At 69.9% G+C, this 15,135-nt stretch carries 13 protein-coding genes; all 13 read right to left on the reverse strand.

What is annotated here, in order from left to right:
- Positions 1-56 precede the first annotated feature (56 nt).
- Positions 57-941 carry a site-specific tyrosine recombinase XerD gene (gene xerD / locus ACZ5UM_RS14215; RefSeq protein WP_464844953.1) on the reverse strand — a complete coding sequence of 295 codons (885 nt, stop codon included), beginning with the start codon at positions 939-941 and terminating at the stop codon, positions 57-59.
- A gap of 250 nt (positions 942-1,191) precedes the next feature.
- The gene (gene ald / locus ACZ5UM_RS14220) at positions 1,192-2,307 is read right to left on the reverse strand and encodes an alanine dehydrogenase (protein WP_464844954.1); all 1,116 of its coding nucleotides are present in this window, start codon (positions 2,305-2,307) and stop codon (positions 1,192-1,194) included.
- 154 nt (positions 2,308-2,461) lie between these two features.
- Positions 2,462-3,103: a stage II sporulation protein M gene (gene spoIIM, locus ACZ5UM_RS14225; protein ID WP_464844955.1), complete on the reverse strand. Its 642-nt coding sequence runs from the start codon at positions 3,101-3,103 to the stop codon at positions 2,462-2,464.
- A 97-nt stretch (positions 3,104-3,200) separates the two neighbouring features.
- Entirely contained in the window at positions 3,201-4,421 is a 1,221-nt protein-coding gene (locus tag ACZ5UM_RS14230; RefSeq protein WP_464844956.1) for an endonuclease Q family protein, read from the reverse strand.
- Positions 4,399-4,917, reverse strand: a complete 519-nt coding sequence (locus ACZ5UM_RS14235) for an NUDIX hydrolase (protein WP_464844957.1) — start codon at positions 4,915-4,917, stop codon at positions 4,399-4,401. Before ACZ5UM_RS14235 ends, ACZ5UM_RS14230 begins: the two co-directional genes overlap by 23 nt.
- Positions 4,914-5,999 carry a butyrate kinase gene (buk, locus tag ACZ5UM_RS14240; RefSeq protein ID WP_464844958.1) on the reverse strand — a complete coding sequence of 362 codons (1,086 nt, stop codon included), beginning with the start codon at positions 5,997-5,999 and terminating at the stop codon, positions 4,914-4,916. Before buk (ACZ5UM_RS14240) ends, ACZ5UM_RS14235 begins: the two co-directional genes overlap by 4 nt.
- 83 nt (positions 6,000-6,082) lie before the next feature.
- Complete coding sequence (locus ACZ5UM_RS14245; RefSeq protein ID WP_464844959.1) at positions 6,083-7,150, reverse strand: Glu/Leu/Phe/Val dehydrogenase dimerization domain-containing protein; 1,068 nt, start codon at positions 7,148-7,150, stop codon at positions 6,083-6,085.
- A gap of 60 nt (positions 7,151-7,210) precedes the next feature.
- A complete protein-coding gene (locus ACZ5UM_RS14250; RefSeq protein ID WP_464848390.1) occupies positions 7,211-7,987 on the reverse strand; it encodes a bifunctional enoyl-CoA hydratase/phosphate acetyltransferase in 777 nt (258 codons plus the stop codon).
- A gap of 62 nt (positions 7,988-8,049) precedes the next feature.
- Positions 8,050-9,126: a butyrate kinase gene (gene buk / locus ACZ5UM_RS14255; RefSeq protein WP_464844960.1), complete on the reverse strand. Its 1,077-nt coding sequence runs from the start codon at positions 9,124-9,126 to the stop codon at positions 8,050-8,052.
- 17 nt (positions 9,127-9,143) lie between these two features.
- A complete protein-coding gene (locus ACZ5UM_RS14260) occupies positions 9,144-10,217 on the reverse strand; it encodes a Glu/Leu/Phe/Val dehydrogenase dimerization domain-containing protein (protein WP_464844961.1) in 1,074 nt (357 codons plus the stop codon).
- Between the two features lie 263 nt (positions 10,218-10,480).
- Positions 10,481-12,544 carry a sigma 54-interacting transcriptional regulator gene (locus ACZ5UM_RS14265; protein WP_464844962.1) on the reverse strand — a complete coding sequence of 688 codons (2,064 nt, stop codon included), beginning with the start codon at positions 12,542-12,544 and terminating at the stop codon, positions 10,481-10,483.
- A gap of 78 nt (positions 12,545-12,622) precedes the next feature.
- On the reverse strand, positions 12,623-13,405 hold the full coding sequence (gene spo0A, locus ACZ5UM_RS14270; RefSeq protein ID WP_464844963.1) for a sporulation transcription factor Spo0A: 783 nt from the start codon (positions 13,403-13,405) through the stop codon (positions 12,623-12,625).
- A 110-nt stretch (positions 13,406-13,515) separates the two neighbouring features.
- Positions 13,516-14,889 (reverse strand): SpoIVB peptidase, encoded by a 1,374-nt coding sequence (gene spoIVB / locus ACZ5UM_RS14275; protein WP_464844964.1) that lies wholly within the window; start codon positions 14,887-14,889, stop codon positions 13,516-13,518.
- Positions 14,890-15,135 lie beyond the last annotated feature (246 nt).

Raw genomic sequence — 15,135 nt, forward strand, 5'->3', positions numbered from 1 at the left:
TCCGGAGGCCCGCCGATCGCGCCGGCCTGTGCCCGTCTCTGCGCCCCGGCGGCCGCCTAGGCCCGGGGATGCGCCCGTGCGTAGACCTCTTTCAACCGGCCCTTGGTGACGTGGGTGTAGATCTGCGTGGTCGATATATCGGCGTGGCCCAGCATCTCCTGCACCGACCGCAGGTCCGCGCCGTTCTCCAGCAGGTGGGTGGCGAAGGAGTGGCGCAGGGTATGCGGGGTGATCTCCTTGTCGATGCGGGCGTCCTCGGCGTACTTCTTCACGATCTTCCAGAAGCCCTGGCGCGTCAGCCGGTTGCCGTGATGGTTGACGAACAGCGCCTTTTCGTCCCGGTCCTTCACCAGCTTCGGCCGGCCGCTCTGCAGGTACTCCTGCACCCACTGGATGGCCAGGGACCCCAGCGGCACGATGCGCTCCTTCGACCCCTTGCCGGTGCAGCGTATGTAACCCGTCTCCAGGTTCACGTCCTCGACGTTCAGCGAGACCAGCTCCGACACCCGGATGCCCGTGGCGTACAGCAGCTCCAGCATCGCCCGGTCCCTGAGCCCCGCCGGCTGGGACGAATCCGGCTGCGCCAGCAGCCGCTCCACCTCGCTGACCGTCAGCACCCGCGGCAGCCGCTTCTCCAGCTTCGGCGACTCGAGGTTGGCGGTGGGGTCGGTCTTGATGCGCTTCTCCCTGACGAGGAACTGGTAGAAGGCCTTCAGCGCCGCCAGCCGCCGGGCGATGGTCGCGGTGGCCTTTCCCTGCTTCTGCAGGTACATGAGGTAGTTGATGATGGTCGTGCGAGAGACGGCGTCCAGGTCGACTTGATCCTCCCCGAGATACTGGTAGTACTGGCGCAGGTCACGGCCATACGATTCCAGCGTGTTGGTCGCAAGGCCCCGCTCCACGCTGAGGTAGTTGATGAACTCATGGATCAAGTTGTTCATGTTGCATCCCCTTCGCGCCATTAGTGGTAATCATTCTCTCGCATATCGGGGCGGATTATGCGTCGAACCTGACCTTTTTTGTCAATTCCACGGAAATCTGCCCATCCCCTCCTGCGGCCTCTCTGCGAGCCCCCTCCCGACACGCCTCCCGCACCGTCACTTTATGACGACCGGCCCCCGGTTATGACCCTCCCGCCGGCGCGAAAAACCCCGCATCGCAACGATGCGGGGCCTGGCAGACTGTGCGGAATCAGAGCAGGCTTTCCAGCTCGCGGTACGCGAGCCCGTGCGCCTGCGCCACGGCCGGATAGGTGACGTGGCCGCTGACGACGTTGGCGCCCTTGGCCAGGGCCGGATCCCGCCGCAGGGCCTCCTTCCAGCCGAGGTTGGCGATCTTCAGCGCGTAGGGCAGCGTGGCGTTGGTCAGCGCCAGGGTCGAGGTGCGCGGCACCGCGCCGGGGATGTTGGCCACCGCGTAGTGCACCACGCCGTAGCGCTCGTAGGTCGGATCCTGGTGCGTCGTCACCCGGTCGATGGTCTCCACCGAACCGCCCTGGTCCACCGCCACGTCGACGATGACGGAACCGGGCGCCATCTGCTGCACCATCTCCGCGGTGACCAGCTTGGGGGCCTTGGCGCCGGGGATCAGCACGGCGCCGATGACCAGGTCGGCCCTGGCCACCGCCTGGGCGATTTCGTACTCGTTGGAGATCCGGGTCTCGATCCGGGACCCGAAGATGTCGTCCAGGTAACGGAGCCGGTCGGCGCTGATGTCCAGGATCGTCACGCGGGCGCCCATGCCGACAGCGATCTTCGCCGCGTTGGTGCCCACCGTGCCGCCGCCGATGATCGCCACCCGTCCGGGCGCGACGCCGGGCACGCCGCCCAGGAGCACGCCGCGGCCGCCGTGGGCCTTCTCCAGGAAGTGGGCGCCGATCTGGACGGACATCCGCCCCGCCACCTCGGACATGGGCGTGAGCAGCGGCAGCGACCGGTCGGCCAGCTGCACCGTTTCATAGGCGATGGCGATGCTGCCCCGGTCGAGGAGCTGCCGGGTCAGCTCCGGTTCGGCGGCCAGGTGCAGGTAGGTGAAGATGATCTGCCCGTCCCGCATGAGCTCGTACTCGGGCGGCAGCGGCTCCTTCACCTTCACGATCATGTCGGCGGCGGCCCAGACCTCTTCGTTGGTCGGCAGGATCTTTGCGCCCGCCGCCACGTACTCGGCGTCATCGAAGCCGGAGCCCAGCCCCGCGTCGTGCTCCACGAACACCTCGTGACCGGCCCTGACCATGGCCATCACACCGGCGGGGGTCATGGCCACCCGGTTCTCGTAGGCTTTCAACTCGCGCACTACGCCAACCTTCACTGCTCTCGCTCCTTCCGCGTTCGGCGCGCAGCGCCAGTAGTCAACCCCTGGTTTCACAGGCGAAACCATGGAAGCTAGATTCTCTACGAAATTATCCCATGTGTGCGCAATCCGGACAAGACCGAGGCGGCCCCCAATTGGGAAGAGTGGGACATCACAGCAGGTCCATGACCATCCGCACCAGGTGCGGCGTCACGTACCCCTCCACCAGCGCGGCCGCGGCCAGAAGGGCCCCGGCGGAGAGGAGCGTGCCGGAGTACCGGGCCAGCGCCGCGTAGTACCCCGACAGCCGCCGCCGCACCCGCCACGAGGTGATCACCTGCACGGCGAAGCCCACCGAGGCCGACGCAGCCAGGATGGTCCCGGGAACCTCCAGCACCGTCTGGGGCAGGTGCCCGACCGCCGCCAGCAGCACCCCCCGGGAACCCATCTCGGCCGTCAGGTAGGCCACGGCGAAACCGGAGGTGAACCCCCGCACCAGCGGCAGGGCCATGACGGCCACGCTCCCGATCAGCGAGATCGCCAGCACCCACATCAGCAGCAGGGTGCGGGCGTGCCGGAACAGGGCCGCGCGCACCAGCGCCCCGGCGGCCGGGTCATGGCCGTCCCTGAGCGCCTGCAGGGCGCCCGAGAGCTGCCGGGCCAGCTCCAGCTGGGTCTCCACCTCCAGGCTCCGCAGGGCCAGCGCCCCGAAGAGCAGCCCGACGACGAACAGGACGCTGTGCAGCAGCACCAGCCCGCCCCGCTCCAGGAGAAGATCCTCCAGGTTCTCACGCCACGCCTCGTACACCTGCATGCTGCCCCACCCCTGCCCGCAAGACTCACCCGGAGTCTATGGGACAGGCGGGGCAATTATGTCGCTCGGCTCCGGCCGCCGGGTCGCCCGGCGGCGATCACTCGACGAAGCTGACCCGCCCGTAGATGCCCCCGGCGCCGGACTCGATGGCCAGCCGGCCTTCCCGGGCCAGGACCACCAGCCGGGCGAGCTTCGGCCCCACCACCTCCGCCAGCTCATCGTCGGCGGCCTCGTGCAGCACCGCCATCTCCGTGCCGAAGGCGGCGAGCAGCCGCTCCAGCCCGCGCCGTCCCAGCCCGGGGACGAAACTGAGCGGCACCTGGTGCACGTACGGCGGCCGCGGCCGGGCCGCACGGGCAAAGCGCCCTTCCTGCCAGGCGGCGTAATGCCGGATGCGGTCCAGCACCCCCAGCACCACCCGGTGCGCGGGGTCGGCCGGGCACCGCAGCACCGGGGGATCCCCCTCCACCTTCCGCCCGCAGTCCAGGCAGAAGGTCCGGTGGTACTTCCCCAGGCGGGGGTCCAGGCCAAAGTTGGCCAGGATCCGCCGCCCGCCTTCCTCCCGCAGGGCCCGCAGCCACTCGTCGAAGGAGGGCTCCCGGAGCAGGAGCTGATTGTACTCCCGACCGATGCGGCCGAGGGAGTGGGCGTCGGAGTTGGTGACAAAGGGAAAGCGGCTCAGCTCGGGCAGCTCGTCGGCCAGCGCGGTGTCCGCCGAGAGGCCCAGCTCCACCGCGGGCACCGCCGCCCACAGGTCGGGCGGGATCACCTCCGACACTGCGGGCGCCGCGGCCAGGACGGCCTTGTGCGGCGTGAAGATGTGGGCGGGGATCACCACGCCGCCGCGCGCGGCCGCCGCCTCGACCACATCCGCTGCGGTGGTCCCGTGGTGCCGCTGCGTGGAGAGCCGGGTGTTCCTCACCCGGTCCGCCTGCCACCGGGCGAAGGCGCGGAGCCCTTCCACACCCCGGAAGTAGCAGAGCAGGTGGACCGGCCTGCCCCGGTGCACCACCTCGACCTCGGCGCCCGGGATCAGCGTCAGCCCGCCGTAAGCCAGGCCGCCGCCGGGGCGCTCCTGCACGCGCCCGCCTTCCAGCAGCCGCTCCAGGTCCTCCAGGGCGCCGCTGGTGGCGGCATCGATCACCCCGACCAGGCCGAGCCCCTTGCGGTCCCTGGCCTCCGCCAGGATGTTGGCCAGCGTCAGGTCCCGCGCGGCGGCAATCTTGACCGCGCCGCCGGGATCGCCGGCCCAGCCCAGGTGCACGTGCAGATCGGCGTAGACGATCTGCAGCCGGTCAGCGTCCCCGGTGCCGGGCATAGAGCAGCACCCCCGCCAGCGTCTTCGCATCCCGCAGTTCGCCGGCCAGGGCCATGTCCACAGCCTCATCCAGGCTCAGCCGCACGAGTTCGATCTGCTCGTCGTCGTCCATGGGCAGCCGTCCGGGCGTCAGCTCCTCCGCCACGAAGAGATGGAGGAGCTCCGAGCAGAAGCCCGGCGCGCTGAAGAACTCCGCCAGCTTGGTCAGGCGGCCCGCCCGGAATCCCGCCTCCTCCTGCAGCTCCCGCTGGGCGGTGACCGCCGGGTCCTCGCCCGGCTCGCACGTGCCCGCGACCAGCTCCAGAAGCGTCTCTCCGGCCGCGTGCCGGTACTGCCGCACGAACAGCAGGTCGTCGCCGTCCACGGGCAGCACCACCACCGCGCCGGGGTGCGCCACCACGTCCCAGGTGCGCGCCCTTCCGTCCATCTCCACCACGTCGCGCCGGACGGTGAAGACCCGGCCGCGGTAGATCTCCTCCTGCCTGATCAGCCTCACTCGCCTGCCTCCTCATACGTGCCGGCCGGCTCCTCGCCCCGCAGCACCCGCAGGGCCCCGGCGGCCAGCGCGGCCATCTCGTCCTCGCCGGGGTAGACCGCCACCGGGGCGATCCACGCCACCTGCTCCGCAATCCAGCCCGTCAGCAGGCTGGAATGGGCCAGCCCGCCGGTGAGCACGATGCGGTCCACCCGGCCCTCCAGGGCCACCGCCGCCCGGCCGACTTCTTTGGCCACCTGGTAGGCCATCGCCTCGTAGACGTTGCGGGCCGCCTCGTCGCCGGCGGCGATCCGCTCCTCCACCTTCCGGGCGTCGTTGGTGCCCAGGTGGGCGACCAGTCCCCCCTGGCCCACCAGCATGCGCCCGATCTCCCGGAGCGTATGCTTCCAGGAGAAGGCCAGGTGGACCAGCGCCAGGCTGGGCAGGGTGCCCGCGCGCTCGGGCGACATCGGCCCCTCGCCGTCCAGGGCGTTGTTCACGTCGATCACCCGCCCGCGCCGGTGCGCGCCGATGGAGATGCCGCCGCCCAGGTGGACGACCACCAGGTTGACGTCGGTGTAGGGCCGCCCCAGGTCGGCCGCCGCGCGCCGGGCCACGGCCTTCTGGTTCAGGGCGTGGAACGTCGACCGCCGGTTCATCTCCGGCAGCCCGGTGAGCCGGGCGACGGGCTCCAGTTCGTCCACCACCACGGGATCGACGATGAAGGCCGGCACGCCGCCGGCCGCCTGCGCGATCTCATGGGCCAGCAGAGCGCCCAGGTTGGAGGCGTGCTCGCCGTAGCGCGCCTCGGCCAGCTCCTTCATCATGGCCGCGTTCACCCGGTAGGTGCCCCCCGGCACCGGCCGCAGGAGGCCGCCGCGCCCCACCACGGCGGTGAGGGACGAAAGCGGCACGCCGTGGCTGGCGAGCGCCTCCAGGATCAGGTCCCGGCGGAAAGCGAACTGCGCCGCCACGTTCCGGAAGCGCGCCAGATCCCCTGCGCTGTGGCGCAGGGTCTCGGTGAACAGCGGGGTATCATCGTCGAACACGGCGATCTTCGTCGAGGTCGAGCCCGGGTTGATGATCAGCAGGCGATCGTGCAAGTCCGTTCCTCGTCCTTTCGCTGCCTCCGGGTCGCCGTGCGGAGGCCGGAGGGGAAGCCTCGCCCCCTCCGGCCCGCCCAGGCTTACTCGGCCAGGTAGATCCGGTTGAGCGTGTGGATCTTCTGCATGCGCTCCTCGGCCATCACGTCGGCCGCCGCGGCGGTGGTGATGTTCCGCTCCTCCGCGATCTTGAAGACGCGCAGCAGCTTGTCGTAGATGGTGGACACCCGCTTCAGCGCCCGCTCGCGGCTGTAGCCCTGCGGATGGTACTCCTCGGCCACGTTGATCACGCCGCCGCCGTTGATGACGAAGTCCGGCGCGTACAGGATGCCCCGCTCCTTCAGCATGTCGGCGTGCCGCGGCTCCTTCAGCTGGTTGTTGGCCGCGCCGGCGACGATCCGGCACTTCAGCTGCGGGATGGTCTCGTCGTTGAGGACCGCGCCCAGCGCGCAGGGGGCGAAGATGTCGCACTCCACGCCGTAGATCTCGTCCGGGGCCACTGCGGTGGCGCCGAACTGCTTCTTCGCCCGCTCCACGGCCTCCTGATCGATGTCGGTGACGATCAGCTGGGCGCCGGCCTCATGCAGGTGCTCGCAGAGGTGGAAGCCGACCTTGCCCAGCCCCTGGACCGCCACCTTCCTGCCCTTCAGGTCCTCCGTTCCGAACACGTGCTTGACCGTGGCCTTGATGCCCATGAACACGCCGTAGGCGGTGACCGGCGACGGATCGCCCGAGACCTCCGCCCGGCCGCAGGCGTGGTCCGTCTCCATCAGGACGAAGTTCATGTCCTCGACCGTGGTGCCGACGTCTTCCGCCGTGATGTACCGGCCGCCCAGGCTCTCGACGAACTTGCCGAACGCCCGGAACAGCTCCTCGCTCTTGTCGGTGCGCGGATCCCCCCACAGCACGGCCTTGCCGCCGCCCAGGTTGAGCCCCATGGCGGAGTTCTTGTAGGTCATGCCCCGGGAAAGCCGGAGCACGTCGGTTACGGCATCCTCCTCCCGCTCATACGGCCACATGCGGAGTCCGCCCAGCGCCGGCCCCAGCGTCGTGTCGTGGATGGCGATGATCGCCCGGAGCCCGGTGGACTTGTCGTAGCAGAAGACCAGCTGCTCGTGCCCGTACTGCGCCATCTGCTCAAAGATGCCCATGCGATGACCTCCTTTGTGATGGTGCTTGACCCATGCTCGTGGGAGTCGCGGGGTGAGCCGCTATGCAGAGGCGGCGAGAACCGCCAGTGCAATCGAGTTCAGCTTGAAAGCGGCGGGGTCGGACCGGGACAGCAGGACGATGGGGCACCGCGCCCCGACCACGATGCCCGCCGAGGAGGCCCCGGCCAGGTGGATGAGCGCCTTGTAGAGGACGTTGCCCGTCTCCAGGTTCGGCATGATGAGCACGTCCGCCGCCCCCACCACCGGACCGGCGACGCCCTTTACGGCGCCGGCCTCGGCCGACAGCGCCAGGTCCAGGGCGAGCGGCCCCTGCACCACGCAGTCGCCCAGCTCCCCCCGCTCTGCCATCTCCTGCAGGGCCCGGGCGTCGACCGTGGCGGGCATGTCGGGGTTCACGTTCTCGACCGCGGCGATGACCGCCACCTTCGGCCGCTGAAGCCCCAGCGCCCGCGCCACCGCCACCTGGTTGCGCACGATGTCCGCCTTGCGGCTGAGGTCCGGCGCGATGTTGAGGGCGATGTCGCTGATGTGCAGCAGCCGGGGGAGCCCGGGAACCTGCAGGACGCAGGCGTGGGAGAGCGAGCGGCCGGTCCTGAGCCCGGTGTCCCGTGCCATGACGGCCCGGAGCAGCTCCGCCGTCTGCAGCAGGCCCTTCATCAGGAGCCGGGCGTCTCCCCGGCGCACCGCCGCCACCGCCTCCCGTGCGGCCTCGGCCGGGTCCTCCCGGGTGATGCGCAGGGCCCTCACCAGGCCCAGCCGTTCGGCCTCGGACACGGCTTCCTCGACGTGTGGATCATCTGCCTGCGCCACCGCCATCGTCGGCGGGTCGTCGCCCACCGCGCGCCGGGCGGCCGGAATCAACTGGTCCAGTGCTGTGATCATGCGTATGTTCTGGCCTCCTCCTCACCCCGAAGAACACGCAGGGCCCCGGCCGCCAGCGCCCGCATCTCCTCGCTGCCCGGGAAGCGCAGCACGGGGGCGATCCACTCCACCCGCGCCGCAATCCAGCCCGTGAGCAGCGCCGAGCGGGCCAGATCGCCCGTCAGCACGATGGCGTCGGCCCTGGCGCGCAGCGCCACCGCCATCGCGCCGATCTCCTTGGCCACCTGGTACGCCATGGCCTCGTAGACCAGGCGCGCGTCCGGGTCCCCGCCGGCTATGCGCGCCTCGACCTCCCGCCAGTCGCGGGTGCCCAGGTGCGCCATCAGTCCGCCGCCGGACGTCAGCCTGCGGATCAGCTCCCGCTCGGTGTAGCGGCCGGAGAAACACAGGCGCACCAGGTCGCCGGCCGGCAGGCGGCCGGCCCGCTCGGGCCCGAAGGGACCGTCCTCCAGGGCATTGGTCGCATCGACCATGCGCCCCTGCCGGTGGGCGGCCACCGAGATGCCGGCCCCGAGGTGCGCCATCACCAGATTGCTCTCATCGTATGTCTTGCCCAGGGCCGCGGCCGCCTTGCGGGCCATCCAGCGCATGTTGAGGGCGTGGGCCAGGCTCGTGCGCCTGAGCTCGGGCACGCCCGTGATGTGCGCCTCGGGGCGCATCTCATCCGTGGAAACAGGATCGACGACATAGGCCGGGATCGAGAGCGCATGGGCGATGCCGTACGCCAGGATTCCCCCGAGGTTGGACGCATGCTCGCCCTGCACGCCGACCCGCAGGTCGTCCAGCATGGCGCCGTTCACCGCGTAGACCCCGCCGGGCACGGGCTTCAGAAGCCCGCCCCGGCCGACCACCGCGTGCAGGCTGTCCAGCGGGATGCCCGCGGCCTGCAGGTGGGCGGTGATGCGGTCCTTGCGGTACAGGTACTGGTCCCACACCCGTTCGAAGCGGGCCAGCTCGGCAGGGTCGTGCGCCAGGTCCGCCGCGAGCGTTTCCTCTTCGTCGTCGAACAGCGCGATGCGTGTCGTGGTCGCCGTCGGGTTGATGGCGAGAATGCGGAAGACCTCACCGGGCACCCTGCTTCACCTGCCTCTCACTCCGGGATGTAGATGCCCCGCAGCCGGCCGACGCGCTCGATGCGCTGCTCCGCCAGGCGGTCGGCCGCGCGGTACGTGGGAATCCGCTCGTCGCGGCTGATGGCAAAGATCTGCAGGAGCAGATCGTGGATCGCGGCGGTCTTGCGGCGCGCCCGCTCCGGGTTGAACCCCAGGATCTCGTCGGCGACCTGGATCAGGCCCCCGGCGTTGATGACGTAGTCCGGCGCGTACAGAATCCCCGCCTCGTGCAGCAGGTCGCCGTGGCGGGGCTCGGCCAGCTGGTTGTTGGCCGAACCGGCCACCGCCGCGCAGCGGAGCCGCGGGATCGTCTCGTCGTTGAGCACGCCGCCCAGGGCGCTGGGGGAGAAGATGTCGCAGGGCTGGTCGTAGATGGCCTCCGGCTCCACGCCCGCCACCTCGGGGTGGGCGGCGCAGACCTCCTCCACCCGCTCCCGGCGCAGGTCCGTGACCACCACCTGTGCGCCGTCGGCCAGCAGGTGCGCCAGGAGCCGGCTCCCGACCTTGCCCAGGCCCTGCAGGGCCACCCGCCGGTTCCGCAGGGTGCTCTCGCCCCACAGGAACCGGGCGCAGGCCCGCATGCCCTGCCAGACCCCGTAGGCGGTGAGCACTGCCGTGTCGCCGGAGCCGCCCTCCTCCTCCGGCAGGCCGACGAACCAGGGCGACTCCTGCCGGGCCCAGACGAAGTCCGCCTTGTCGGTGCCGACGTCCGTCCCGGTGATGATGCGGCCCCTGAGCGTTCCGACGAAACGGCCCAGGGCACGGAACAGGGGCTCCGACTTCTCGGTGGCCGGATCGCCCCAGATGACAATCTTGCCCCCACCGTGGTTCTGCCCCGAAGCCGCGGACTTATACGTCATGCCGCGCGCCAGACGCAGCGCATCCTCCAGGGCCTCCTCCTCGGTGGCGTAGGGCCACATGCGGCAGCCGCCCAGGGCCGGGCCCAGCGCCGTGTCGTGGATCGCGATGATCGCCCTGAGCCCCGTGGCCTTGTCGTAACAGAACACCACCTGCTCGTGTCCGTCGCGAACCATGCGCTCGAAGACACCCACGATGGCCGCCCCCCATGACCGGAGCCGGACGAAGCCGCTGCCCGTCGCTATCCACAACCATCGCAAGTTTCATGCCACAGCCGCTGCCTTCTGCGGGATCGCCGGAACCCGCACGGACAGCAGGCAGACCGGCCCCCCTATTTCTTTCTTCCGCCGCTGCTTGCGCAGGATCCTGCAATTGTCTGCAGAATGATGCCTGCAACTTTCTGCAATCGCCGTGGACGCCGCGCGCGCCGGGCGGGGCCACGAGGCCCCGCCCGGACTCACAGCAGACCATATCGCTCGAGCTTGTAGTACAGCGTACGCGGCGCGATCTCCAGCCGGCGCGCGGCCTCGGTCTTGTTGCCCTTGGTCTCCTTCAGGGCCTGCAGCAGCGCGGCCTTCTCCGCCTCGGCCACCACCTCGAACAGCGGCCGCACCGCAGACCTGGCCTCCCCCTCCTGCGCCTCCCGGGCTTCCGGAACCGGCGCGGTGCCCAGCGGCGGCAGGAAGCGCCGCTCGATGACCGTGTCGGTCACCGTCATCGCGATCATCGCCCGGCCGATGATGTTCTCCAGCTCCCGGACGTTGCCCGGCCAGTGGTACTCCCGGAGAACCTGCAGCGCGTCCGGGGCGATGTCCCGCACGTTGCGGCCGTACTCCTTGTTCAACTTCTCAATTAAGTGCGCAACCAGCTTGGGAATGTCCTCCTGCCGGTGCCGGAGCGGGGGGATGAGGATGGGGATGACGTTCAGCCGGTAGTACAGGTCCTCCCGGAAGGTGCCCTTGGCGATCATGTCCTCCAGCCGGGCGTTGGTCGCGGCGATCACCCGCACGTCCACCTTGACCGGCTTCGCCTCGCCCACCCGCACGATCTCCTTCTCCTGCAGGACCCGGAGCAGCTTCGCCTGCAGCCCCAGGGGCAGCTCGCCCACCTCGTCCAGGAACAGCGTGCCGCCGTGCGCCTCCTCGAACAGCCCCCGCTTGCCGCCCTTGCGGGCCCCGGTAAAGGCGCCCTCGGCGTAGCCGAACAGCTCAGACTCCAGGAGCGACTCGGCGATGGCGGCGCAGTTCACCCGGATGAACTGTCCCCGCCGGCGGCTGGACGCGTTGTGGATGGCGTGGGCGAACAGCTCCTTGCCCGTGCCGCTCTCCCCCCGGAGAAGGACGGTGGCCGGGGTCTCGGCCGCCCTGCGCGCCTGCTCCACCGCCTGCTGCATCACCGGACTGTCGGCGATGATCTCGTCGAAGGTATACGTGGAGGTCAGCCGGCGGATGAGCTTCCGGTGCTGCTCCAGCTCCGCCGAGAGCCGGGCGATCTCGGAGACGTCCCGGATCACGCCCACCGAGCCCTTGATCTGGCCGTCGACCAGGATGGGCGCCACGTTCACCACGACCTCCCGCTTGCGGGGGCCGACCCGGAGGGGCACGTTCCGCACCGGCTGGCCGGTGCGCAGCACCTGCAGGTGCATCGACTCCTGGGACGGGTCGATGTCCACCGTCGCCGGCTTGCCGATGACCTCCTCCGGCCTCAGGCCCGTCAGGGCGGTGTAGGCCGGGTTGACCATCCAGCCGATGCCGTTTTCGTCCACCACCGAGATGGCATCCTGCGTGGAGTTGAAGATCGCCTCCAGCAGCACCTTCATCTCCCGCAGCCCGGTGATCTCCTCGGCCAGCGCCTTCACCTCGGTGATGTCGCGGAAGACGGCGACAGCCCCGACCACCCGCCCGTCCTTGCTCCGCACGGGCACCCGGTTCGTGATGATGGTGGTGGCGCCCACCTCCTGCTGCTGGTTCAGCTCCGCCTGTCCCGTCGCCAGGACCACGTGCAGCCGGGTGTTGGGAATGACCTCCTCAGCCCTGCGGCCCAGCACCTGGGCGCGGCTTACGCCCAGCAGCCTTTCTGCGGAGCGGTTGAGGAGGGTGACGACGCCCTCCGCGTTGACGGCCACGATCGCGTCATGGGTGGAGTCGAGCATCACGTCCCGCTCCAGCTCCTTCTCCTCCAGGGCCCGGAGCAGCCGCTGGCTCTGCTCCACAAAGCTGAGGATCAGGTTCATGGCCAGCCCCTCGATGATCACGGCCCGGGGCCACTTGAGGCGCCGGATCTCCTCGTCGATGCCGGGCTGGCCGGTCGCGTCGACGATGATATCCACCTCGGGCAGGCAGACGAGCCCGGTGAAATCCGTCGTGGTGGGGATGCCCCTGGACGCCGCCAGCGCCATGCCCGGGGCGTCAGGCCGCTGGTCGGCGACCCCCAGCACGCGCACCCGCCGCGACATCTTCAGCAGCGCTTGCAGCAGCGACGCTCCGCCCTTCCCCGCGCCGATGATCACCACGTTCAGCATCCGCCACACCCCTGCTGCAGTCTCCTGCAGACCATTTCGTCCGAAGGAACGCAGTTCCCTGCATACAGCGGCGCGGACTCAGCTGGCCACGGAACCCGCCCGCAGCCGGTCCACCACCACGGCGATGAACTCGGAGTTGCTGGGCTTCGTGCGCCGCTGCCCTCCGCTGTGCCGGAACAGCTGCTGCAGCCGTTCCAGCCCCCGCTCCCAGGCCATGCCGATGGCATGGCGGATGGCCCGCTCCACCCGGCTGGCGGTCGTCCCGTTGTGGCGGGCGACGGCCGGGTAAAGCCCCTTGGTCACCGCGCCCAGCAGTTCGGGCTGGTCCAGCACCAGCAGGATCGCATCCCCCAGGTACCGGTAGCCCTTCAGGTGCGGCGGAATCCCCAGCGCCTGCAGAAGTTCGTGCACCTCCTCCAGGGTGCGGCCGCGGGCCGGCGCGGCGGCCGGCGCCCGCAGCGCGCGCGGGGCGGCCGCATCGCCGGCGACCAGCTGACGCACCCGCGCGGCCAGCAGGTCCAGGTCCACCGGCTTGACCACGTAGTAGTCCGCGCCCATCGCGAGCAGCCGGCGCACGATGGCCTCCTGCCCGAACGCCGACAGCATCAGGATCCTGGGCCTGGGCTCCAGCTCCCGCCGGGCCAGCTGCTCCAGCACCCCGATGCCGTCCATGTACGGCATGATGATGTCCAGCAGAACCACATCCGGCCGCCGCTCCTGAATGGCCGACAGCGCGTCCAGGCCGTTGTGCACCACGCCCACCACTTCCATGTCCGGCTGCAGAGCAAAGTACTCGTTCAGCAGCGCGCAGAAGTCGCGGTTGTCGTCGCAGACCAGGATCCGAATTTTGTCCGATGACATTTTGATTCAACCCCCAACCCTTAGCCAGACTTCCCCGGGGAAGTGCCCCCACAACGACAAGCGGAGGCCCGATATCTTATAACTATACACACATCGTTGTTACACAACCGTTACCAGCGGACAATGGCCTCTTCGCCGGGCCGCACCCGCGCCCCTCCCGCGCGCAAGCTCCGGGAGGGGTGTACCTCCCGGAGACTGGCGTCGTCATCTTTCTCAGCCTGGAGGATGCCGGCTTCCTGCAGCATCCATTCGATGAGCACGCCGTACCCGCGCGTCGGGTCGTTCACAAAGACGTGGGTCACAGCCCCGACCACCCGGCCGTCCTGGATGATGGGACTGCCCGACATCCCCTGCACGATGCCGCCGGTCGCTTCCAGCAGGCGGGGATCGGTGACCTGGACGATCATGTTCTTCCCCTCGGCGGTCGGCTGCCGGATCAGCCGCACGATCTCGACCTGAAACCGCTCGATCTTCTGGCCGTCGACGACGGTGAGGATCTCCGCCGGCCCCTCCTTGACCTGGCTGGCCATCGCCACGGGCAGCGGCTCCTCGTAGAGGGGGTTCTTCAGCGGGACGTGCAGCCGCCCGAAGATGCCGAACGGCGTGTTCTTCTCAATCGTGCCCAGCCGCCCGCCGGCCTCCGGGTGGCTGGTGATCTTCTCTCCCGGCGCCGCCCGCTTTCCCTTCTGGATCTTCACCACGTCGGCCGCGGTGATCTGTCCCTGGGCGAATGCAAACGGGCGCCGGCTCTCGCCCTCGGCGATCACGTGGCCGAGTGCGCCGAACTTGCGGGTGGGCGGATGGTAGAAGGTCAGCGTTCCCACGCCCGAGGCGCCGTCGCGGATGTAGAGCCCGACCCGCCAGCGGCCGGTGTCCTTCTCTTTCACCGGCTTCACGGTGCGCTCGAGCCGCTCGTCGCCCCGCTGGATGGTCAGGCTGATCTCACGGCCCCGCCGCCCGGCCTCCTGAAACAGGTGGACCGCGTGGTCCTCGCCCCGGACCGGCCGGCCGTCGATGGCGACGATGGTGTCGCCCACCTGGAGCCCGGCTGCCCGTCCCGGCTGGTGCACGCGCCCCTCCTCATCCTGGATGGACGCAAAGCCCACCACCTGCACGCCGTGGCTCTGCAGCCGCACGCCGATGGAATGGCCGCCGGGCACCACCCGGATCTCCGGGACGACGTCCACCGTCATCCGCCGGATGGGGATCAGCCCGAACAGCTTCACGTCCAGCGTGTACCGGCCCGTCTGCTCAGCAGCCAGCTGAAGCGGTTCGCCGCGCTCCACCGCGAGCCCCTGGCCCGCCGTGGGAACGGCCGTGCTGAAGGGGATGCCCAGCGAGAGTTCGTGGGCGTGGCCCTGGGGAAGGCGCAGGTGGTCGGGCAGCGAGACGAAGGTTCGGAACTCCGGGGTCGCACAGATGGAAAGGATCAGGACGACCAGCAGAAGGCCGGCGGCCCTCCGCCACCTCTCCCGGGTTGACATCGGGGCGTCCCTCCCTGAAGCTTCTCTTCCCCAGGGCGGACCCCTTCTCCCATGTTTCTCCCACTTCTCTAAGAGAACTGGCGGCGTAGTTGACCTCGCCGCCTCTGTGCACATTAAGTTACCCGCGTAAACGCCCGATTATGCAACCTGGCCGCGCCGACGCTGCGCGCTGTCGCGCCCCGCGCTTCGCTTCTGAAGCGGGTTCCGGTGATCGGATGCGGACGGCGCTGCGGCCGCCGCTTCCTG

It is taken from the genome of Symbiobacterium ostreiconchae (assembly GCF_055396975.1).

Excerpts from the sequence above, each read along its gene's own strand:
- xerD (WP_464844953.1), bottom strand. The coding sequence starts at position 941 with ATGAACAACTTGATCCATGAGTTCATCAACTACCTCAGCGTGGAGCGG.
- spoIIM (WP_464844955.1), bottom strand. The coding sequence starts at position 3,103 with ATGCAGGTGTACGAGGCGTGGCGTGAGAACCTGGAGGATCTTCTCCTG.
- ACZ5UM_RS14230 (WP_464844956.1), bottom strand. The coding sequence starts at position 4,421 with ATGCCCGGCACCGGGGACGCTGACCGGCTGCAGATCGTCTACGCCGAT.
- ACZ5UM_RS14245 (WP_464844959.1), bottom strand. The coding sequence starts at position 7,150 with ATGGGCATCTTTGAGCAGATGGCGCAGTACGGGCACGAGCAGCTGGTC.
- ACZ5UM_RS14250 (WP_464848390.1), bottom strand. The coding sequence starts at position 7,987 with ATGGCGGTGGCGCAGGCAGATGATCCACACGTCGAGGAAGCCGTGTCC.
- ACZ5UM_RS14265 (WP_464844962.1), bottom strand. The coding sequence starts at position 12,544 with ATGCTGAACGTGGTGATCATCGGCGCGGGGAAGGGCGGAGCGTCGCTG.
- spo0A (WP_464844963.1), bottom strand. The coding sequence starts at position 13,405 with ATGTCATCGGACAAAATTCGGATCCTGGTCTGCGACGACAACCGCGAC.
- spoIVB (WP_464844964.1), bottom strand. The coding sequence starts at position 14,889 with ATGTCAACCCGGGAGAGGTGGCGGAGGGCCGCCGGCCTTCTGCTGGTC.